Source organism: Alkalicoccus chagannorensis DSM 18086 (genome assembly GCF_000429725.1).
GTDB lineage: Bacteria > Bacillota > Bacilli > Bacillales > Salisediminibacteriaceae > Alkalicoccus > Alkalicoccus chagannorensis.
Genome location: NZ_AUCK01000016.1, coordinates 23,422 through 45,637 on the forward strand (window position 1 = coordinate 23,422; position 22,216 = coordinate 45,637).

Consider the following 22,216-nt stretch of genomic DNA (forward strand, 5'->3'; position numbering starts at 1 on the left):
ATGGGTTCAATCATCATACCTTGAACAATTCATGACAATATAGACAGGCTTTTAGGAGGCGGGACCAACGTGGGAAAAGGGAACAGCACTCAGACGAAAGAACACCTGCTTGATGCTTTCTGGTACGTCTACTGCCGGAAGCCGATCGAGAAAATCACGGTGAGAGACATCACAGAACGAGCGGGCTACAACCGGGGCACCTTTTATGTTTATTTCCGGGATGTATATGAGGCACTGGAAACGATCGAATTAGCCATTCTCCCGGAGGAACTTATTTACGAAGCTTACACCGAAGTGCAGCGGGACGGCCTCAATTTCGAAAAAAGCTTTCAGGATTTTATGGCTTTTTATGAAGAACATGGAGACAAACTCCGGGTACTGCTCGGCCCGAATGGTGATCCCACCTTCGGACACCGCATGAAGGATCGAATGCGGGAGCTGCTGATCCGCGCCTCGGGCGTTGAGGACGAAGACAAGCGGATTTTAATGGAATATGCTCTGGAAGCAGAGCTTTCTGCGAGGCTCGGAGTATTAACGCTGTGGTTCAACAGGGAAAAAGATCTCCCGATCGCCTCCCTGCACCGGTTGTTTTATGACCTATCCATGCAGGGTGGAACGGAAGTGCTGCATCAATTGACGAATGAGTAATATACTCCTGTTCCCGTTTTATCTGCTGATCAGTCCTGAATCGTAAGGAGTCGTAAAGACAACAAGCACAGCGAGCGGCTGTACGGGAATCATCATTTAGTCGGAACGACCTGCATCGCTGGCTTTTGAAGGGGGAAGAGGTCATGTTTCTTCCCGCGCAGCGCACGAGGCGGTCTGCTTCGATGAAAACGGATAGGTTCTTATCACATAAACAACGCTTCCGATCATCCAAAATGGATGATCGGAAGCGTTTTGTCTGTACATAGAAATATCGAAGCTGACTCTGCCTTTCAGCAGCAGGCTGATACGACTAGCTGTCTCCAAAATTCAAAGGTGGCAGTGCCGTTAAGTCGGTGCGCTTTGCTGTGCGTCCGCAGACAGCGTTCCGCATTCATTCTCCAAGATAGATGAAGTACAGCACAAACACGACGAGGAGAACATACATGACGGGGTGAACTTCTTTCGCCCGGCCTTTACACACCATCGTGATCGGATACATGATAAAGCCGAGCGCAATCCCGGTGGCGATGCTGTAGGTTAAAGGCATAGCAATAATCGTGAAAAACGCCGGCACGGCAATTTCAAACTGTTTCCAGTCAATGTTCGACAGCGCTGCGGCCATCAAGACACCGACGATAATCAGGGCAGGCGCCGTCACGGATTCTGTTACAACCGCCAGCAGCGGAGAGAACAGCAGCGCTACGAGAAAGAGTGCACCTGTGACCAGCGAGGCAAATCCTGTCCTCGCTCCGGCCGCAATACCGGATGCTGATTCGATGTAAGCAGTCGTCGTCGGTGTCCCGAGCACAGCTCCAAGCGAAGAAGCGCTGGAGTCGGCGAAAAGCGCCCGTTTGGCACGCGGCAGCTTATTATCTTTCGTAAAGCCGGCCTGGTTCGCTACGGCAAACAACGTACCGGCCGTGTCGAAAAAGTCAACAAACAGGAAGGTGAGCACGACAATCATGAGCTGTAAGGTGAAAATCTCACCGAGAGACATCTCTCCGAACGGCGCAAAAGCAGCACCAAACGTCGGCTCCAGGCTGGGAACAGCGCCGACAATCGCCGTTGGCGTAGGTACGACACCGGTGATCACCCCGACAGCGGCAGTCAGAAGCATACCATAGAAGATACCGCCTTTAAATCCCAGTGTCATCAGAATGACGGTAATCAATATACCGAAAATAGCCAACAGGGTATCAGGAGTTCCGAGATTTCCGATTTCGACCAATGTTGCTTCGGATTCTACAACGATCTCAGCATTCTGAAGTCCGATGAATGCGATGAAAAGTCCAATCCCAGCTCCCACGGCATACTTTAATTCGGCAGGGATGGCATTAATGATAAATTCCCTTACTCCCACAAGCGTAATAATCATAAAGATAATACCAGAAATAAAGACACCAAGCAGGGCTGTTTCCCAAGGAATCCCCATGCCGATGACAACCGAGTAAGTAAAGAAGGCGTTCAGGCCCATCCCCGGTGCAAGGCCGATCGGGTAGCGGGCAACGACACCCATGATGATGGTTCCTGCCGCTGCCGCGAGTGCCGTGGCGACATACACCGCATCCAGGTCCATCCCCGTCGGCTCCAGTACCGAAGGGTTCACAAACAAAATGTAGGCCATCGCCAAAAACGTGGTCAGTCCTCCGAGAATCTCTTTCGTGTACGTCGTGTTATGTTCTTCAAATTGAAAATAACGCTGCATCTTCTACTACCTCCCGAAAAACTGTATGTATGCATCCTAGCTGAAGTGTCAGCCAACCGCACCGAACATCGTTTACCGATAACTTGTTGAGAAAAGAAAGGATTCTTCTTTCTTTCCGAACAGCCCGGAACGCCGTCTCCTCAGACACGAAAAAAAGGCTGTATGATTCCATGACGGAATAATACAGCCTGCTGCTCTTGATAGAAAAGCACACGTTGCGTGTGTATTAATCCGTAGTCAGACCGTTTACGGCGGTCCGGTAGAAACCGTCGGGCCCTATTCCCGACATTATACGAACATTCGACTATTCAACTGTCATTCCTTATACTAACAGCCGAATTCACGTCAGTCAATAATCAAAAGCGTACGTTATTTATTTAATTACAACAAAACGTTCGTTATTCCCACTCGATGGTACTCGGCGGCTTCGACGTAACGTCATACACGACGCGGTTGACGTGTTTGACCTCGTTAACAATGCGGGTCGAAATGATTTCAAGCACATCATAAGGAATCCGTGCCCAGTCGGACGTCATCCCGTCTACAGAGGTGACTGCCCGGACACCCACGGTATAGTCATACGTGCGCTCATCGCCCATCACACCTACACTACGCATGTCCGGCAGCGCCGTGAAGTACTGCCAGATGTGCCTGTCAAGTCCAGCTTTTTTGATCTCATCGCGAAGAATCTGATCCGATTCCCGAACGATCTCCAGCTTTTCCGGCGTGATTTCGCCCAGAACGCGGATGCCAAGACCCGGCCCCGGGAATGGCTGACGCCAGACGATTTCATCTGGAAGCCCGAGCTCCGTACCGACTTTACGAACTTCGTCCTTGAACAGCGTATTCAGCGGCTCAATCAGATCAAATTTCATGTCTTCCGGCAGACCACCGACGTTATGGTGGGATTTGATCGTCTGTGCCGTATCGGTTCCACTCTCGATGATGTCCGTGTAGAGCGTACCTTGAGCAAGAAAGTCGACGTTTTCCATACTGCCTGCTTCTTCTTCAAACACATAGATGAATTCGTTCCCGATAATTTTACGCTTCTCTTCTGGATCACTGACCCCTTCAAGCCGGCCGAGGAAACGTTCCTGTGCATCAATTTTGATCAGGTTCATATCGAATTCATCCCCGAATGTTTTTACGACGCTGTCCGCTTCCCCTTTGCGGAGCAGACCATGATCGATGAACATACAGATCAGCTGATCGCCGATTGCTTTATGGACGAGCGCGGCAACAACAGAAGAGTCCACGCCCCCGCTGAGTGCACAGAGCACTTTCCTGCTGCCGACGTTCTCTTTGATTTTCTCGACTTCCATGTCGATGTAATTTTCCATCGACCAGTTTCCTTCACAGCCGCATACTCGATAGACGAAGTTATGGAGCATATCCTCCCCGTGATCGGTATTACGGACTTCCGGATGGAATTGGACCCCATAGATACCGCGTTCTGCATGGGACATCGCTGCGACAGGGCAGGATTCATTGACTGCATTCACAGTAAAGCCTTCCGGCGGTGCTTTCACCAAATCGCCATGACTCATCCAGACAGATTGTTCCGCCGGCGTGCCGGCAAAGAAATCAGAGTCCCCCTGCAGACGGATCTGCGCCTTTCCGTACTCCCGGTGATTAGCGGCTTCGACGGTGCCGCTGAAATGGTGTGTCAACAGCTGCATCCCGTAGCAGATACCGAGAACCGGTATGTCCAGATCAAAAATAGCCGGATCGCACTGCGGTGCTCCTTCGGCGTAGACACTTCCCGGTCCTCCGGAAAAGATGATCCCCTGTGGATTCATTTCTTTGATTTCCTCTGCGGTAATTCTGCTGCTGATCAGCTCACTGAAGACGCCCAGATCCCGGATCCGGCGTGCAATCAGCTGATTGTACTGACCGCCGAAATCAAGTACGATGATTTTTTCATTGATTTCCATGCCTGTCTGCCCCTTTCTCCTGTTCAAAAATAAAAAAAGCTGCCTTCGTATAAAAAATACGAAGGCAGAATTTCGCTGCGTTGACGAAAATACTACCTTCATAGTCAGACCATTCCGGTGGTCCGGTAGAGACTCCCGGGCCGATTCCCGGGGATATATGAAGCCGTTCTATCGAAATTTGCACTGCATCATTGTAGCAGTGCCCTTACAGGAGGTCAAGCGTTCAACGCCTTGACAATTTCCTCCCAGTCGTGGCTTCTTGCTTCCCATTCTCCCTGCGGCGGACGTCCGCCGTAATACACCTGCTCATAGGCTTTGGTTAGTTTCATCATCGCCTGCGAACTGAGGGCAAGGTCCACCCGGCGGGCATACTCCCGCAGCGTTTCTCCCTCTGCTCTCGGCAGCCCTTCATTACGCAGGATCCACAGCAGGCGTTCATAGGCCGCAGGGAAAGAGATATCCCGGCCGAACATTTTGTAGCGGATCAGGAAAAATTGATTCTGCAGGAAACTCTGTCTGGAGTACGCGATAGCGGTCAGAAAGAGGATCGGCAGGGCGGTAAGCATCCCCCGCATCGAGAACAGCCCGGCGCTTCCTTCCTCCTCTTCATCTGCAGCGCCACCGGTACCTTCCTCGTCCGTGCCTTCTTCCAGCAGATCGTCGGAGCTGTCCGGTGTATCCGGCATGTCCGGTTCTTCCATATCCGGCTCTTCCCCGTCAACGTCTACGTCGATATCCGGCGATTCTTCTTCGAATTCCGCATAGTTGGTAAATCCCTGCGTCGGCTCAAACGGTACCCAGCCGACATCCGGGAAATACACTTCAACCCATGAATGCGCGTTGCCGTTTCGTACTTCATAGACCGACCGGCCATCTTCGAGCTCTTCTACTTCTTCTCCCGACGTGAAGCCTTTCACCCATCTCGTAGGTATGTCGAGGGACCGCAGCATCACCGCCATGGCCGTAGAATAGTTGTCGCAGTACCCGACCTGCGTCTCAAAAAGAAACTGGTCCACGTAGTCTTCGTCGTCTCCGGGAATCGGTACGTCTGTGGTACTGTATTCAAAATCATTTTGATTAAAATACTGCTCCACCGCTTCCGCTATATCGTAGCGGTTATCATGCTCGGCAGTAATTTCTTCTGCCAGATCGCCGACTCGTTCCGGAAGGTCATCGGGCAGCTGCAGGTAACGGTCCGTCACTTCTTCCGGATCATTGTCCCCCGTCTCTCTCAATGCATTGACATCGAAGACCGGATCTTCATAGGATGTCACATAGCTGTCGAGGCGGAGATCCTCTCCTGCCATTGTTTCCGCCTGAAGTCGGCCGCCGATGACATCGGTATAAAACTGGACTTCTCCTTCATCCAGCGCTGCATCGTCTGCTTCCGCCTGAATGTCTGTGATGTCAAGCGGCTGGCCGGGATAGAATGCCAGATCGAAATCCGCTTCTTCATCCATCGTGATCTCAGCAGAGCTGCTCTCGACCTCCTGCGTTTCGCTGAAGAGCCGATAGTCGATGCCGCTTCCATAGACCATGTCGGATTCGATATATTCTGGGTCCGACTGCCATCCGCTCCCCGTATATACATCTTTTGATTCTCCGCGCCAATACGTTTCCCGGTCGGTAACCGCTTCGAAAACGGGCGCTTCATTCTGGACAAAGCCGCCGCCAAGCTGATCATCGTTTTCTCCGTAGCCGACACGACGGACCGTGCCACCACCGCCGCTGCCGGGAAGTGCTTCACTGCCGACAATCGTTCTCATAGCAGGCACGGGATCATTCCACTGCGGATCATCCGGTTTAGGCAGGAACAAGCCTGCGGCGACAGCGGTCGTGACGACACCGATCAAGGTATACATCCAGGCGGGCGAGATAAACGTCCCCCGCCGCCTGCCGATCCGCCGCTCTTCTTCCTGCACCCGGAGCATATGAAGCAGCGCAAGAATAAAGAAGCCGATGACAACAATCCGCACAACCGCCTGCGACGCGTCTACGAGCGTGAAGGTATCCAGCACGGTGATGTAGATGAGCGTGGCTGCAAGAAAGAAAAACACTTTCCTTGTATGAAGCACCCAGAAGTACATCAGGTAGGCCAGCAGCGCGAGCAGCAAAAAGAGCAAAAACGTCCGGAAAAAATCAGTCAGATCCGCGAAATTACCGGACAGGATCATGGCAGCATTCTGCTGAAAATCCGTTAAAAAAGCACGGAAGGTACTGCCGCCGCCACGGTCAGCAATAAAACGCCCTTCTCCAAAAATACGATGAAGCCCATACAGCATCCCGGCTCCCGCAATCGGAACCGCAGCCCAGGCCGGGGGTCTGAAATAAACAAGAACCGCAGCAGCGAACATGAAGATGACAAATACTTCAATCGATCCGGTCGCTGTAATGACCGGAACAGGCCGCAGCCATTCCCACAACAGCAGCATCGTCAGTGCATAAATAAAGAAGTGAGTGACGGTTTTCTTCGGTGTCTGTCCCTTTTCCAATCGATATCACCCTTTTTCCTGCTGTCCGGTCCAGTGGCCGTCCCGGAATAAATAAGCTTCAGCACCGGCGCTTCGGAGCTCTTTAAGCCGCTTGTACTCCCAGGCGTCCACTCCGGTCCCTTTATCCATTAAGGCAAAAATCAGCTTTACCCGGCGGCCGAGAAGCTGTTTCATCCGTTCGAGCATGCTGTCGTCCAGCGTCACCGACACGAGCACCATGGTTACACCAGCCGGGATGTCATCCTCGCCCGCTTTGAATCTCGCAGCAAATACGTCTGCTTCGCCGGGCCTCATCTCAGCCAGATACGTAATCATGCTCTTTTGACGGTCTACCGCCGGCCCCGTCGGGAAATACTTATCCTCTGCCCCGATAGACCAGAGGCCGACCTCCAGATGCTCTTTGTAGGCGTACATGATCAAGGATGTAATTAATTCAATTCCTTTCTCATAAGCATCGGAGGAAGCAAACGTCTCGTCCGGAACAAAATTGTGAAACACGAGAAGAAAGTTCCGTCCGACGTACTCTTCGAATTCTTTGGTCATCAGTTTATCCGACCGGGCACTTGCTTTCCAGTCGAGGCTGGTAAGCTTATCTCCCGGGACATATTCCCGCGCACCGGCAATGGAGCTCTGATCCTCAATAAAATCCTGCAGCGACATCTTCGTCTCCGTATCATGCCGTTCATACGCTTCCCACCGCTCAATGTTGTGATACCGGGGATACACGAGCAGTTCAGACGATTTCGGCACAAACGTACGTCTCTCAAAGAAGCCAAACATATCACTCGTCGACATCTCTACGCCGTAGCGCTGATAGCGCCCCCGTTTCAACTCAGGAATCACATAGGTGTAACGGAGCGTCCGCTCCATCGTCGGATAGAAAATCATGCGGGCAGCCTGAAAAGGCAGCTGCCTCGTCAGCGCCTCTTCGGCACGGTCCTCCACTGTCAGGTAAAGAAAAGGAAACCGCCACTTCCGTTCGATGACCACCTCTGTCGTAAGCTCTTCTCCCGCGGGCATCGCCCCCGTTCCGCTCTGCCGCTCAACGTGAAACCTGCCGAGCGGGATCAACGCATAAAGGCCCATCAACAGCAGAAGAATGACGACACTGTAGAAAAGAAACCAGCTGACAAAGTTCCCCTGAAACATCGCATAGCTGAAGAGAGAGAGAAGGACGGCCGCTGCGAGCAGCACTTTCAGTGAGAGTGTCAGCCATTTCCAGACTCGTCTCATTGGGCCTTTTCGTTCCCGGCCGGAATGCGCACCTGGTCGATGACATCCCGGATCACTTTCCCGTTCGTCGTATCGGACAGCTTCGCATCGGAATTCAGCATCAGACGGTGCTCCAGAGCAAAGGGAGCGAGGTATTTGATGTCATCGGGAATCACGTAATCCCGATCCTGAATGTAGGCGTACGCCTGTCCTGCTTTCATCAGGGCAATGGACGCACGTGGACTGCCTCCGAGGTAGACAGCGTGATGCTGGCGGGTCGCACTGACAATATTAATGATATATTCCTTCACCGCATCCTGTACGTACACCTCTTTGATTTCCTCCTGCATACGCAGAAGCGTGCTGAGTTCCATGACCGGGGTGATTGACTCGATTGGATGCTGCTTTTCGACCCGCTTCAATACGTCCAGCTCTTCTGCTTTCGTTGGATAACCAATCTGGAACTTGAACAGGAAACGATCCAGCTGAGCTTCCGGAAGCGGGTAAGTCCCGCCGTATTCGATCGGGTTTTGAGTCGCCATCACAAAAAACGGCTTCTCCAGCTCCCTCGTTTCCCCATCGGTAGTGACACTACCTTCTTCGAGTGCTTCAAGCAGCGCGGCCTGCGTTTTCGGCGAGGTGCGGTTGATTTCATCAGCAAGGACAATGTTGGCCATCACCGGTCCGGGACGGAATTGGAACTCCATCGTTTTCTGATTATAAACGGACACCCCCGTGACATCCGAGGGAAGCAGGTCCGGCGTAAACTGGATTCGTTTGAAGTCTGCACCGAGCGACTTGGCAATGGCGCGGACCATCATCGTTTTTCCGACGCCGGGGACGTCTTCGAGCAGCACATGCCCTCCGCTCAGAATGGCAATGAGACTGAGTTCAATCTCTCTCCGCTTCCCGACGACCACCGTTTCCACATTATCAATTAATTCCTGTATTTGAGGATGTTCTACAGACGTAGGCTGTCTGGTTTTCATCATTCGTTACCTCCTTATGCTGCCTGCGCATATCTTTTTTCATTCTATCACGAACATTCGAAAATATCTGTTCTCAGCTGATAGAAACTGGGCTGTTCTTCTGCGTCCGACTGTCTTCCGCTTTCGTCAATTTCCTTTTTCTTCCATTATCCTATACATCGTCAGGAACAAAAGCGAAAAGCGTCTTTGGGTCGGAACGGCGTGCGGTATCGCTGCAGGTGCTTGAAAAGAAGAACAAGTTCCTGGTTTTTCCTGAGCAGGGCGCGGTGCCGTTTCGCTGGAAGAGAGGGTCGCCCTTGATATCACCTGACAAAAACCGGACGAGGCTTTCAACTGCAGAAGAGTTCAGCGTGGAGGAAGCCGCCGGTATGGGCTGTTCGTAAGGAAAGACAAAACGCTTCCGGCTATCCACCTTGGATAATCGGAAGCGTCTTTTCTTTATACAGCACGTAAGGTTCCAGCTTTGTCCAAAGCTGATGGTCCGTTTTCTTCCATTCCAGTGAACGAGAGGCCTCTTGGTCCAGCAGTCAAGCTGATCTCCGCTTAGAGCCCCTGTTTGATCTGGTGATGCGGCATATGATGATGCCCTTTCGGCGTTCGATGCTCATCAAGTGTATCTTCTTCCTCAACGGGAATTCGTCCGATCTCCTTCTCTACTTCAATGACGACGATATAGTCTCCCTGTTTAAAGAAGGGCGTATATTCGGAGGCGTCTTCATCATCACGGTGGATGATTTGAATTTGATCTTCTTCCACCCCTTTGACCTCGAGTTCCCGGAGGACGCCTTCCTTCTGCTTCATTGACTGCAGGACAGCCACGACTTGCTTATCCATATTCAGCACCTCCTGTCGTGCTTGACATTACTGAATAGTTCCCGATTCTATCTCCCGGCAAACACATGCTGGCGGAAGACTTCGGCGATTTTCTCCGGGGAAGCATGCTTGTCCGGCGAAGGATCAATGTGTCTCCAGATCGGCTGCAGTGACGTATCAAATATCCACGTGCCACCCTGGATGTAGACGTCCTGTGTTTTCATGGATTTCATAACCACCTGCCGCTGGGTTTCTTCTTTCGGCAGAAAAGGACCTAGCCTGCCGGACAGTGCTCCAGCTCCGACGAGTGCAAGCATCTTCAATTTCGGCATCGTGACATGCCCCATATCGTAGTAGAGCTCTCTGCCCGGATCCGTGTATACCGGGAACGGCAGCGGACCGAATGCCTCCATAAATTCCTGCACCAGAGCGGTGTCAGAAGGAAAAACAACGAATAGATCGCCGCCTGCACGGCGGATGTTCTCATACTGCTCGCGCAACTGCGCGAGGTGCCTCCGGCAGATGGGTCAGCCGGGGTGACGGACGAATACAGCAGCGGTAGGTCTGTCGCCGAGCAGGGAACCGAACGTTACCCGTTCGCGCTGCGGCGTTTCCAGTTTATGATCATACATCTTTACCGACTCCTTTCGATTCTCCATTCTCATTCCACCGCAGAGGTAGAATCAAACACGCTCTCTTTGACACAGGAGGAAAGACGTCGTACAATGATGCTTGCAATTCTCATCTGTCTACTAAGAATAAAACATAGGAGGAACACATTATGTCCACATACGTTCAGTCAGCAGGCGCACAGGAAGATATCGAGAAAACATCGGACATGCAGCTCAACCGGCCGCAGATGAAGCTCGTCATCGGCGCGCTGATCGTTTCAGCACTGCTTGCTGTTTATTTAATTGTCAGTCAGGAACCGATGCATCCCATTCTGCTGCTGCTCGGCCTGCTGCTCGGCTACACCCTCTTTCACGCACGCTTCGGTTTCACCTCTGCTTTCCGCCGGTTCATGGCCGTCGGTAACGGCAAAGCCATCCGCTCTCATATGGTGATGCTCGCCGTCGCGGTTACCTTATTTGCACCTATTCTTGCTTTTGGCATCTCCTTTTTTGATGTGGAAGTGAGCGGGTATGTCTTTCCAATCGGAACAGCGGTCATCGTCGGTTCTTTCCTGTTCGGCATCGGCATGCAGCTCGGCGGCGGCTGTGCTTCCGGTACCCTTTTCGCTGTTGGTGCTGGACGAACAGTGATGATGATCACGTTGATTTTCTTCATTATTGGTTCTGTCATTGGTGCGGCCCACCTGCCGTTCTGGACCGATCAAATGCCGAATGGCGAGGCGGTTTCTCTCGCGGAAACGACCGGCCTCGGCTATGGCGGCGCCTGGCTCATCTCCATTGCTTTATTCGGGTTGATTGCCTGGATTACCCTCGTCGTGGAACGGAAGCGGAAAGCCCCTAAAATGGCGCCCCTCCCTTCATCTCAAGGTTGGAAACGCGTGCTGCGTGGTTCCTGGCCGCTGTTTGCCGCTGCGATTGCTCTGGCCGTGTTGAATGCGTTGACGCTGATGACCCGGGGAGAGCCTTGGGGAGTGACGTTTGCGTTTGCGCTGTGGGGCTCTCAGGCAGCGGAACTGCTCGGCTTCAACGTGGCAGCCTGGGATTTCTGGCAGGGGGATAACGCGGATGCGCTCCAGGCATCCATCTTCGCAGACACCACGACGGTCCTGAACTTCGGTGTGATTCTCGGCGCGTTCATGGCTTCTGCTGCAGGCGGGCTGTTCCGTTTCGACGGCATCAAGCCGGGCAACGTCGCTGCAGCTGTTATTGGTGGTCTCCTCATGGGATACGGTGCCCGCCTGGCTTTCGGTTGTAATATCGGTGCGTACTTCGGAGGGATTGCCTCCTTTAGTCTGCACGGCTATATCTGGGCAATCATGGCCCTGCTCGGTACCTTTCTCGCCTTGTACCTGCGGCCGCTTTTCGGTCTCAGCGTACCAAAGTCCAAAGATACCTTCTGCTGATGCTGCCGTTCTTCGTCTGATCGGATGCAAGTCTGCAGAGGAACTTGAAAGCAACAGCACACTTTCTAATCATCGACGACCCTCTTCTCTCCCATAGCGGGAGGAAGGGGGTTTTCATGTTTCATGGTCTCCTCTTTATAGCCCAGTGCAGATCTTTCGTTTTTCTTCCAGGAAAAAAGCAATGATCGAACGGATGTGATTTTTCCCTCAAAATGGTTACGATCCTTATAAACGGGGTATAGGGATAGTTCAGGATACATAGAAGGGAGGTTATGCCATGCAGGAGCAGGATAGAGAATACCGGGATGACAAAATAGATGAGGAAAAGTCTGAGTACCAGCAGGAGATGGAAGAAGAACAAGAAGAAGAAATGCCGGACAGTAAGTCGTCAGACGAATCAAAACCGGAGCTTCGTGTCGGTATCATACCGGCTCCGGAAGCGGCTTCTGACTTATCAGACAAGCTTGCTGAATCTCTGTCAGATCTTCTGCAGTATTACGTCAGCGATGAATATACGTGGCAGGTCGACGTTGTAGTCGACTCCTACATCGGCGCGGAAGAAGATGCTGACAAAACGCTGAAACAAGCGTACAACATTGCATCGAACTATAAGTGGGACTATACGGTCGCAATTACGGATATCCCGCTATATAAAAACGGAGATTTCATCGTTGCCGAAGTCGATGACAAAGGAGAGCTTGCGCAGATTTCCTTCCCGGCACTCGGGATGATTCCCATTTACCGCAGAACTCGGGAAGCTGTACTTCAGCTGCTGAGTGAAATGCACCACGGCACTTCGGATGCTGCCCGGGAACGCGAACAGGAACGTGTTAATCAGTCTAGTGATGTCATCAAGGAAGAAGTAAAGAATACCGATACACGTGAATTGATCCAGCGCGGACCCCAGCGGCACCTGCTGCCGATTAAGCGGGAAGTCATGGAGGACGATAATGAAACTTCCGTCCGGTTTACCGCGAAGCCGAAGTGGAGTGGGTACTTTCGGCTGACCACGGGGATGGTAAGAGCCAATCGCCCGTGGAGAGTTATCCTGACATTTAAAAGTATCATTGCCATTGCATTTGCGACTGGAGCTTATGCGCTCATTTTTCCGAGCATGTGGATGCTCGCTGACGAATATGAGCTCTTCCGTGCAGTAGCCATGATGTTCATCTCCATCATCGCTATGACTGCCTGGATCATTGTCGCTCACCACCTTTGGGAGAATGCAGAGGCCACCTCTGAGAGGAAGAGCTTGATCCTTCTCCATAATCTCTCTACGATGATGACAATTGCGCTAGGTGTTATCGTTTACTATGCGACGTTACTGGTCGCCTTTCTGTTTGCCGTCTTCATTTTCCTTCCACCGGACATGATTGCTTCAGAAGAAGGCATCAACAGGGAACCGAACCCACTTTATTTCGTATACCTGGCCTGGATTGTTACAAGTATGGCCACCGTCGTAGGTGCTATCGGTGCCGGTCTGGAAGACGAGGAAACCGTACTGAAAGGAACATACGGATACCGGCAGCGGAAACGAAAAGAATATTTGCAGGAGAAAGAAAAAGAAGAGGAAAAGAAGCAGGAAGGCGAATAGTCATCGAACGTCTTCAACTCGATGCTCAACAGATGCCTGCGTGATGGCTGGGTCAACAACCCTCCAAATAGGAAAGAACGCTTCCGATGATCCAACGTGGACCGGAAGCCTTTTATCTGCCTGCGGGAAGAAAGAGGTTTTCTTTCTTCCCGTGCAGCGCATGAAGCCGCCGTCTTCTTGTATGAGAACTTATACATTCCTATACTTGAACAAAAGCGCGGAGCGCCTTTTGATCGGAACGGCGTGCGCCGTCGCTGCAGCTTTTTTGAAGGAAGCATAGGTTCTTCCTGCTCCCCGAGCAGCCGGCTACGCCGTCCGTCTTCCTGCTGTGATCTCTGATGCTTTCCTACAAAGGTACAAAGAACGAAGGCGGCTCCACTAATCCGTGGAGCCGCCTTCGTTCTGGATAATTCTTCATCAGGTACAGGCTGATATTCCTTATGCCTGCACTCCCTCTCAATGATTCAACCTGTCCCGCCAGAGCAGGTAGGAAACACCGGTTGTCAGCAGTGCCATAATCGATAAGATAATGATCCAGACAAGCATGTACATCCCCGCTTTCTTCTCCTGGAAAATCAAGACGAACGACCTTCCCCGGTGTTCTGTTCGACCGAAGCTCCAGCGTCTTTCTGCTTCCGCTGCTGCGGCTTGCGGCAGCGCTGCACGTGCCGTTACTGCTCCATTTCCTTTTTGCGGAACGGCAAAACTTCCGGAACCGGCGCCCCCCTGGTTCAAGGACCGAGGGTTCAGCCGGTCCCCTGCATCACCTGTGCCTCTACCTGCTTCATGTCATGGAAAAGGCCGCGCCGCTGCATCAGTGTCTCATACGTACCGACCTCTTGGATTTCTCCCTGATCCATGACGACGATGCAATCCATCTCTTCCAGCCCCTGCAGATCATGACTGACCAGGATCAGTGTTGCTTCTCCGGCCGCTTCATATACGTCTCTCATCACTTCCCGCGATGTAAGCGGATCTACTGAAGACACCGGTTCATCCAGCAGCCACAGATCCGCACGGCGCAGCAGCGCCCGTGCAAGAGCGAGACGCTGCCGCTCTCCCCCCGACAGGTTCGCCGCCCCTTCCTGCAGATCGCTCTCAAGCGGAATGTACGCCAGCTGAACCTGCTCCATTGCCCGGATCATGTCCGACTTTCCTGCAGTGGCGGATGCCAGACGCAGATTGTCTTCGACCGTCCCGTAGAAAAAGTGCTGTTCCTGGAGAACGGCATTCGTCCGCTCCCAGAGAGCTTCTTCCTGTACATTTGCGAGGGGGATACCGGACGCTTTCACCTCTCCTTTTTCAGGCAGAGAAAAACGGAGGGCCAGCTGCAGCAGGGTGGATTTCCCGGATCCACTTGCTCCGACAACCGCTGTCTTCGATCCCGGCTCTACGTCAAGCCACACGTCGTGTAACGCAGGCCGGACCGCATGTTCATACTGAAGGGATACACCTTCCCACGACAATGGGATAGCGCCGGATGGCAGCTGGACCGGCTCTGCGGCTTCCGGCAGCTTCAAGCTGTCATCGGACAGCACTTCGTCCAGACGATTCGCTGCTTCCGTTGTTTCTTTTTTATAAGAGGCGTAAGCTGCCATCGGTACGGTGTTTTCGAAGACGGTCAGACTGATCATGACGAGCATGGCCAGGAATACGCCCTCGAGGTTTCCGGCTGCTGTCATCGCAGCACCGGCAGCAAGAATTACCCATGTCACGACAAAGGACGTGAGCTGACTGAAAGTCTGGCTTCTCAGCCTTTCTTCAGCCGCCTGCTGCTTTAATTTTTCATACGCTGTGCTCCGCTGCAGGATCTCTTCCTCCTGGCGGGAAAGCTGATTGTTCAGCGCCAGGTCACGGAAGCCGGCAAAAAATTCCGAAAGGGAGCTGGACAGTTCGCCTCGCTCTGCCCGCATCTGCGGCAGGCGCCGCTTCTCTCGGCTCTCGTGCCAAAGCGGAATCAGCAGTCCGGTTACGACGAGACCAGCGACTAAAATCAGGGCGGTTACCGGCGAGAAGAACAAAGTAAAAGCAATAGTCGCCAAGAAAACCGTAACCATCACCAGCGGAGGATAAAACACACGAAGGAAATAATCCTGCATCGCTTCGACATCCCCTACAACTCTTGCAAGCAGATCCCCGCTCCGGAACTGCTGGGACAAACGGGGTGCCAGCGGGATGAGACGTTCAAAAAAGTGTGTCCTCACCCGGCTGAGCATCGTAAAGGTTGCCCGGTGGGAATACAGCCGCTCGCCATAGCGGCTCAGAGCTCTCGTGAAGCTGAACAGCTTCAGCAGTGCGATCGTCACCGTCAATACATACAACGGCGGCACGACAGCCGCACGCGAAATCAGATAGCCGCTGTTTGCAAATAAAGCGACAGCCCCGATGCCGGCGAGAAAGCCGAACAGAATGCTGAGCGCGATATCTTTTTTTTCCTTTAACAACAGCGTCCTCACGACATTCATCGGCCTGCTCCTCCCTGCTGTACCTCCAGCATGTTCTGATAGTTCCGGCTGCTCTGCCTCAGCTCCTCGTGACGCCCCTGCGCTTCCAGTGCGCCTTCCTCCATCAGAAAGATACGGTCCGCTTCCCGGATCGTATGCAGCCGATGAGCGACGGTAATCACGGTCGCCCGCTCGGACAACTCGTTCATGGCGCGCTGAAGAATACGCTCGGTTTCAATATCGAGACCTGTTGTCGGCTCATCATACAGCAGAAGAGACGGCTGTTTTAAATAGGCACGTGCAAGAGCCGTACGCTGTTTTTCGCCGCCGGAAATTCCTCGTCCGCCTTCTCCGATGACCGTGTCCAGCCCCTCCGGCATCTCCTGCATCAGCGGTGTCAATCCTGCCCATGCTGCTGCTCGTTCGACTTCCTCATCCGAAGCATCTGGAGAACCGAGACGAAGGTTATCACGGAAGGTGCCGGCGAACAAGTACGGGTGCTGCGTCACGTAGGCCATGTCAGCGTACCACTGCTCCTGTTCGTACTCCTGTATGGCTCTTCCATCGACGCCAACCGTTCCCTCCCCTGCTTCGTACAGGCCGGAAAAGAGATGAAGCAGCGTGGATTTCCCTGAACCACTCGGTCCAATAACTGCTGCATGCTCCCCGGCATTCACCGTCAGATCCAGCGGTCCAAGGGCGAACCGGCTCTCGCCGTAATCAAACGTGACGCTGCGGAACGTGAAGGCCGGTGGTCCTTTCCGCTCCAGATCTCCCCTGGCAGCAGTTTCGCTTCCGCTGTCGAGCTCCTCGTAAATCCGTTCCGCCGCTCCCATGCTTCCACGGCCTGAATGAAAGGCACTGCCCATTTCCTTTAACGAGGCGAAAAATTCCGGCGCCAGAATCAAGACGAAAAAGGCCGTGAAGAAGGACAATTGATCGTAGACCACCATGCGCAGCCCGACTTCGAGTGCGACCAGGGAAATACTCAGCATCGAAATGAATTCAAGCATCAATGCTGATAAAAAAGCAACTTTCAACACCGTCATCGTAGCATCGCGGTAAGCATTGCTGTCCGCTTCAATAACGGCGGCCTGCTTTCCCGCCTGGTTGAATAAACGCAGGGTCGTCAATCCACGCAGCAGATCCAGAAAGGTGCCGGCAAATCGATTCAGTTTTTCCATCTGCTCCTCTGATTTCCGCTCCGTGTTTCTGCCGATGACCGCCATCATGATGGGAACAAACGGGGCTGTCACGAGCAGAATCAGGCCGGAAACCCAGTTCATGTAGAAAACAGCTCCGAGAACAATCAGCGGCACGAGAGAAGACTGCATCATGACGACGTAGTAGTGCCTGAAATACGGCTCCAGCTCATCAACCGCGTCCAGTGCGAGGCTGATCCTGCCGCCGGATTGTCCTTCGCCGGCCGCCCGGACAGGACTGCTCCGGAAATGACGGAGAATGTCGGTCCTGAATTCCTGCTTCACGTCGGCAGCAAGCCGGATACCTGTTAGGTTATTCACATACTGCAGGATGCTCCGGGCCCCAAGCGCCAGCATGACCCCCGCCAGCTCCGGAAGGACCTCCTGAAATGAGGCGCCCTGCAGAAAAACGTTGTCCACCACTGCCACAATCAGCCACGCCTGTGCAATAATAGTCAGGCCGATCAGGACGGATATTATCATTAACAACCGCCTGGATGTCTTTTTTTGTTTCGATATCTCTTTCAGCCGTTCTTTAGCCGACATGTGCGCCGCTCCCCTCTACAAACGTTCCATATTCCAGTATAAGCGATGTTCTCCCCTCTTCTCAAAGAAGAGCGTTTCTCCCTTCCAATAACCAGCAGCTCAGGCCGACGGTTCCCTCTGCGGATCGAATGATCGGAACGGCGTGCGCCGTCACCTTGTACGAAAACTCCTCCATCTTATCAGCAAAAAAAGACTGCGCACGGCGGCAGCCATGCACAGACTCATTTCATGTTCGATGCGGACGATCCTAATGCGTCATCCACTTCGGCGGTGTGTTTTTATCCCAGTAGACACTGCCGATGTCGTGATGCGTCTCAAACCCATCGTCCGCCCGGTGATAGTGGAAATTAAAATAATAGCCCTGTTTCGGCTTCATGTCCCGGCGAACGTGAAAGCGGAGGACATCTTCCCCATCCTTTGCATCGTATATATGAAAGATTTTCTCGCCATAGCCGGTATCCGGATGTTCGGAAATCGCCAGGGAAGGAAGATCTCCCTCGTCTTCAGCGTCATAGATCGAAGCGATCACTTCTTCCACCTGCGGCAGAATATCCTCTTCCACGTCCTCTTCCACCTTCGTCAGGATTTTCGGTCCGAGTTTGGAGTACAGCTGTTCCCGGGCGGTGCCGGTGAGCATTTCAATGGATTCCTCCACCGACCAGATCTCTTCCAGATCAGCTTCGCTGTCATCCACCAGATCGGAAAGGTCCGTCTGAGGCTCCTTGTCCGGCAGTTTTTCATCTTTCTCGTCGTTTTTACTCCACTCCGGGAACGGGACATAGGCACCGAGCGTGACGATCGAGAGTAACACCATCGCGGTGCGTCTAATCCATACAGCCATGTCTGCCAACTCCTCCCCTGTCTGCTGTCTCTATTTTATCATGCGTGCAGCAGAAAAACAGAGCGAATCCTGAATATTGTGCAAAGTCACACGATTGTCATCCAGCTGCCTAGTCCTGTGGGATCGGTTCCCCTGCCTCTGCCAGAGTCGTCCACGTCTCTCCACCGTCTTCAGAAAGGTACACGTTCTCCCCACCACTGCCGCCAGCAATCCGGTCTTCGTTTTCCGGGTCAACGGCAATCTGGGTGACAGCATCTTCTTCCAATTCGAGTGGAAGGGCTTCCCACGTCTCACCGAAGTCCTCGGACACGCTCAGCCGGCTGCCTTCTTCATCCAACATGTAGGCGTAGAGGCGGTCATGGGCAGCAGCGGCACTGACAATCGTCCCGTCATCTTTGATCATCTCCCACGAGTCGCCGCCGTCTTCAGACCGGTGAATACCATCCTGAACGCCTGCCAGAAGGACGTCCGGCTCGTCCGGATTGGAAATCAGCGTAAAAATATCAGGATAGTCGAGCATCATGTTTTCCATTTCGGCCGTATCCCAGCTGTTTCCTCCGTCATCCGTCCGCATCATCTCTCCGTCCGCGGCATTGATGCCATACTGCACCTCTTCCTCTCCCCGGTTGAGATCAAAAACGTGAAAATCAACTTCCGCTTCCAGCGATGTCTGCTCCCATGACTCCCCCTGGTCGGTACTCTCCATCATGCCAAGCGGGTCGGGCAGACTGGAAGCTTCAGCCGGGTGACCGCTCGAGAGCATCCGATTGTCTTCTGTCATCGTGAAGCCCATCAAATCATGACGCACGTCTTCCTCTCCAACGTGCTGCCACTCGCCTTCTTCGATTTCCATCAGACCATGGTGGGTCGCTGCATATAAAATCTCTGGGTTTTCTCTGTCAAACTCCAGTCCGTGTACGTGCATGAAGGACTCTACTTCCATCCCATCGGCACTGCATGCCCCGAGAAGTAGAAGCGAGCCTATATACCAAATGCCTTTTTTCATTTTACTCTCTCCCCTTTCCGCTTCTAGTATAGCACCAGGACCTGTCTTCCGGGGAGTGCTGTTATCTTTTGTCGGGATATTGTCACTGCATTGTCATGTCTGAAGCCGACGAGCGGACTTACGGAGTTTCATTTGACTCCAACATAAGCTTTCTTCAGAGCAGAAACGGGAATAGTTGGCTGGCACTATTGAAATTCGCGTTCACTTCGGGCAGTATAGGAACAGGTACGTAACACGAAATGAGGTAGCAGTTGATGATCAATGAAGAACATATAACGAGGCTGGAGCGTAATGGCAGAGAGATCATCCTGATCGGTACAGCCCACGTATCAAAAGAAAGTGCACAGGAAGTCAAAGCCGTCATCGACGCAGAACAGCCGGATACCGTCTGTGTCGAACTGGATGAGCAGCGGTATCAATCCGTCATCCAGAGTGACCGGTGGCGGAATATGGACATCTTCAAAGTAATTAAAGAGAAAAAAGCCACCCTGCTCTTCATGAATCTTGCCATCTCCTCGTTTCAGAATCGGATCGCAAAGCAGTTCGGCATCAAACCCGGCCAGGAGATGATCCAAGGCATTGATTCTGCGGAGGAGAACGGTGCGGAACTGGTGCTTGCTGACCGCAACATTCAGAAGACGTTCGCCCGGATCTGGGGCAACCTCGGCTTCTTCGGCAAAGGAAAGCTGATCACCTCGATCTTCGGCGGTATTCTCGTACAGGAGAAGGTCTCGGAGGAAGAGCTCGAGCGGATGAAAAAGCAGGACACGTTAAACGCGGCGATGCACGAATTTTCTCAGGCCTTCCCCAAATTAAAAGAACCGCTCATCGACGAGCGGGATCAGTATCTGGCTCAAAAAATCAAAGAAGCACCGGGTAAGAAAATCGTAGCCGTCCTTGGAGCGGCACACGTACCGGGGATACTGAAGGAAATTGATCGTGATCACGATCTGGCGAAATTGGAGGAAACCCCTCCAAAGTCCCCGATTCCAAAGATGATCGGCTGGGCGATTCCCGTTCTGATCCTCTCGATCATTGCTTATACGTTTTTCAACAACCCCGCCGCCGGGGTGAATCAGATGATCAGCTGGCTTTTATGGAACGGATCTTTTTCAGCTCTCGGCGCAGCTATCGCATTCGGCCACCCACTGGCTGTTGTTACGGCGTTTTTGATTGCTCCGTTAAGTTCCCTGAACCCACTCATGGCAGCAGGCTGGTTCTCCGGCATTGTCCAGGCTTACATGCGCCGGCCGAGCGTAGGGGACCTGGAAGTACTGTCTGATGATGTTCAGAGTCTGAAAGGGTTCTGGAACAATAAAGTGACCCGCATTCTACTCGTGGTCATCCTGACCAATATTGGTTCAACCATCGGTACCATGATCGGCGGAGCCGATGTCCTGCGTGTTTTCTTCGAGAATTTGTAGCACCCGCTCTTTTCCCGAAGACAAATGGAGATTCGCACCAAAACCAGCCATCAAAGAAAAGCTGGAACAAAATAGCTCCCCAGCACGTAAAAACGCTTTCGAGGATCCGATTTAGGATCCTCGAAAGCGTTTTGTTTGTATATAACGATGAAAAACTTGTCTCACTCAAGTTCACTCCCATGAGTGGCAGATCTCCGTACCTGTTTTACTTTATTGCATGCACAACATTCGAGTGCTCGTTCGTGCATATCAGGGTGAACACGGCATCGATTCATGGTCCGGCAGGTCAGGGTATACCCTTGAGCGAGGCACAGCATACGAATACGGTCATGCAGCATGGCCTCTATTTTTCGTCCAGAAAAAGTGGATTGCGTATACGTGCACAAAAGGAGTGTCATCATCATTTTCAAATGATAGGAAAGCCATCAGCTGCTCGTATAAAAAGCATCAAAGGTTTATTCCGGTATGATTCAACAAGGTCATTCACCGCGAATGGCCCCTCATGTTTTTGTCATGGAATGGATACATCCATCGGCAGCGCGTTTCCCTTACCCGCCATTTTCTGCCCGACCTTCGTCAAGGGTCCTTATTCGGAATGCGCTTCTTGTATTCGAAACAGGATTAATCAAACTTCCAGTTCTTTTCTTTATTAAACCCATACGGGACCGTATAAAACCAGCCTTCCGTTTTCTTGTATTCCTGCACAAATCCTTTTCTGCCGCCCGCCATTTCCTTCTGCGTGTACGTTCGTCCGAGCAGCTTTTCCATTTTACTCATGACAGAAAGCGGAGAGGATTTACGTGCCAGTACGTCGGCAACAAGACCCATCGACAGCTTGTCATCGAGCTGCTGGCGGATCTGCCGGATGGAGAGGAACGGATGCCCGTTTTTTCCCGCATAGACATTCAACAAGAAGAGCAGTTCATAGTCCAGCCGCATCAATTCAGAAAAAAGTGCAACACGGACCTTCTGTCTCGCGGTAGTGCGGAGCTGTTCATACACATGGTCCGCACGGACGAAGCGGTTCATCATCTCTGCTTCGAGCCACTGCAGCGTTTCTTCCATATAAACTTTTGGAGGACGGTTGGATGGTCCTTCTTTTTCTACTTCCCATATATAGTAGCCGCCTGCATCGCGCTCGATCTGTCCTTGTCTGTACATACGTCTCAAGTCGATATCGTGACAGCGTCTCACTGTGTAAAGAGTATCGAGATCCGGTGGTCCGGATCCTAGAGCAGCATGAATCGGCATCAGCATACCCCTTTCTCCTGTATATCCTTAGTATAATAAGGCTTCAAGAGATGAACAAGCAAGATGCTTACGTAGGGGCT

Annotated in this window: 16 protein-coding genes and 2 riboswitches; of the genes, 4 read left to right on the plus strand and 12 right to left on the minus strand. The window is 52.4% G+C overall.

The features are described 5' to 3' along the window. The first annotated feature begins 69 nt into the window (after nt 1-69). Nucleotides 70-648, plus strand: coding sequence for a TetR/AcrR family transcriptional regulator (locus G477_RS0109950; protein ID WP_026697831.1), 579 nt, complete (start codon nt 70-72; stop codon nt 646-648). Nucleotides 649-1,039: 391 nt separating this feature from the next. Here G477_RS0109950 and G477_RS0109955 read toward each other — a convergent pair whose 3' ends face one another. The 7 genes from G477_RS0109955 to G477_RS0109985 form a co-directional block, all read right to left on the minus strand. Beyond that, nucleotides 1,040-2,353: an NCS2 family permease gene (locus G477_RS0109955; RefSeq protein ID WP_026697832.1), complete on the minus strand. Its 1,314-nt coding sequence runs from the start codon at nt 2,351-2,353 to the stop codon at nt 1,040-1,042. Between the two features lie 214 nt (nt 2,354-2,567). After that, nucleotides 2,568-2,669: riboswitch (purine riboswitch) on the minus strand. An 82-nt stretch (nt 2,670-2,751) separates the two neighbouring features. Next, a complete protein-coding gene (gene guaA, locus G477_RS0109960; RefSeq protein ID WP_026697833.1) occupies nt 2,752-4,287 on the minus strand; it encodes a glutamine-hydrolyzing GMP synthase in 1,536 nt (511 codons plus the stop codon). An 81-nt stretch (nt 4,288-4,368) separates the two neighbouring features. After that, nucleotides 4,369-4,468: riboswitch (purine riboswitch) on the minus strand. Between the two features lie 34 nt (nt 4,469-4,502). Next, a complete protein-coding gene (locus G477_RS0109965; protein WP_026697834.1) occupies nt 4,503-6,779 on the minus strand; it encodes a transglutaminaseTgpA domain-containing protein in 2,277 nt (758 codons plus the stop codon). A gap of 6 nt (nt 6,780-6,785) precedes the next feature. Then, nucleotides 6,786-8,012 carry a DUF58 domain-containing protein gene (locus G477_RS19300; RefSeq protein WP_051287903.1) on the minus strand — a complete coding sequence of 409 codons (1,227 nt, stop codon included), beginning with the start codon at nt 8,010-8,012 and terminating at the stop codon, nt 6,786-6,788. Beyond that, nucleotides 8,009-8,980, minus strand: coding sequence for an AAA family ATPase (locus G477_RS0109975; protein ID WP_026697835.1), 972 nt, complete (start codon nt 8,978-8,980; stop codon nt 8,009-8,011). The genes G477_RS19300 and G477_RS0109975 overlap by 4 nt, the downstream gene beginning before the upstream one ends. A gap of 543 nt (nt 8,981-9,523) precedes the next feature. Beyond that, nucleotides 9,524-9,814 (minus strand): hypothetical protein, encoded by a 291-nt coding sequence (locus tag G477_RS0109980; RefSeq protein ID WP_026697836.1) that lies wholly within the window; start codon nt 9,812-9,814, stop codon nt 9,524-9,526. Nucleotides 9,815-9,861: 47 nt separating this feature from the next. After that, a complete protein-coding gene (locus G477_RS0109985) occupies nt 9,862-10,293 on the minus strand; it encodes an AhpC/TSA family protein (RefSeq protein WP_026697837.1) in 432 nt (143 codons plus the stop codon). A 281-nt stretch (nt 10,294-10,574) separates the two neighbouring features. Here G477_RS0109985 and G477_RS0109995 point away from each other — a divergent pair, with 281 nt between their 5' ends. Beyond that, a complete protein-coding gene (locus G477_RS0109995; protein ID WP_026697838.1) occupies nt 10,575-11,828 on the plus strand; it encodes a YeeE/YedE family protein in 1,254 nt (417 codons plus the stop codon). Nucleotides 11,829-12,105: 277 nt separating this feature from the next. Next, entirely contained in the window at nt 12,106-13,422 is a 1,317-nt protein-coding gene (locus G477_RS0110000) for an MFS transporter (RefSeq protein WP_084406207.1), read from the plus strand. 746 nt (nt 13,423-14,168) lie between these two features. Here the strand turns inward: G477_RS0110000 and cydC are convergent. The 4 genes from cydC to G477_RS0110025 all read right to left on the minus strand — a co-directional run bounded on the left by cydC (nt 14,169) and on the right by G477_RS0110025 (nt 19,461). Beyond that, nucleotides 14,169-15,887 (minus strand): thiol reductant ABC exporter subunit CydC, encoded by a 1,719-nt coding sequence (gene cydC / locus G477_RS0110010; RefSeq protein WP_026697841.1) that lies wholly within the window; start codon nt 15,885-15,887, stop codon nt 14,169-14,171. Then, nucleotides 15,884-17,551, minus strand: a complete 1,668-nt coding sequence (gene cydD / locus G477_RS0110015; protein WP_245575473.1) for a thiol reductant ABC exporter subunit CydD — start codon at nt 17,549-17,551, stop codon at nt 15,884-15,886. Before cydD ends, cydC begins: the two co-directional genes overlap by 4 nt. A gap of 310 nt (nt 17,552-17,861) precedes the next feature. Continuing rightward, a complete protein-coding gene (locus G477_RS0110020; RefSeq protein WP_026697843.1) occupies nt 17,862-18,455 on the minus strand; it encodes a YpjP family protein in 594 nt (197 codons plus the stop codon). 109 nt (nt 18,456-18,564) lie between these two features. Further along, a complete protein-coding gene (locus G477_RS0110025; protein WP_026697844.1) occupies nt 18,565-19,461 on the minus strand; it encodes a F510_1955 family glycosylhydrolase in 897 nt (298 codons plus the stop codon). Between the two features lie 257 nt (nt 19,462-19,718). Here G477_RS0110025 and G477_RS0110030 point away from each other — a divergent pair, with 257 nt between their 5' ends. Continuing rightward, a complete protein-coding gene (locus tag G477_RS0110030; protein ID WP_026697845.1) occupies nt 19,719-20,885 on the plus strand; it encodes a TraB/GumN family protein in 1,167 nt (388 codons plus the stop codon). Between the two features lie 621 nt (nt 20,886-21,506). On the opposite strand, the gene G477_RS0110035 is transcribed toward G477_RS0110030, so the two are convergent. Continuing rightward, on the minus strand, nt 21,507-22,142 hold the full coding sequence (locus tag G477_RS0110035; protein WP_026697846.1) for a hypothetical protein: 636 nt from the start codon (nt 22,140-22,142) through the stop codon (nt 21,507-21,509). Between the last annotated feature and the right edge of the window lie 74 nt (nt 22,143-22,216).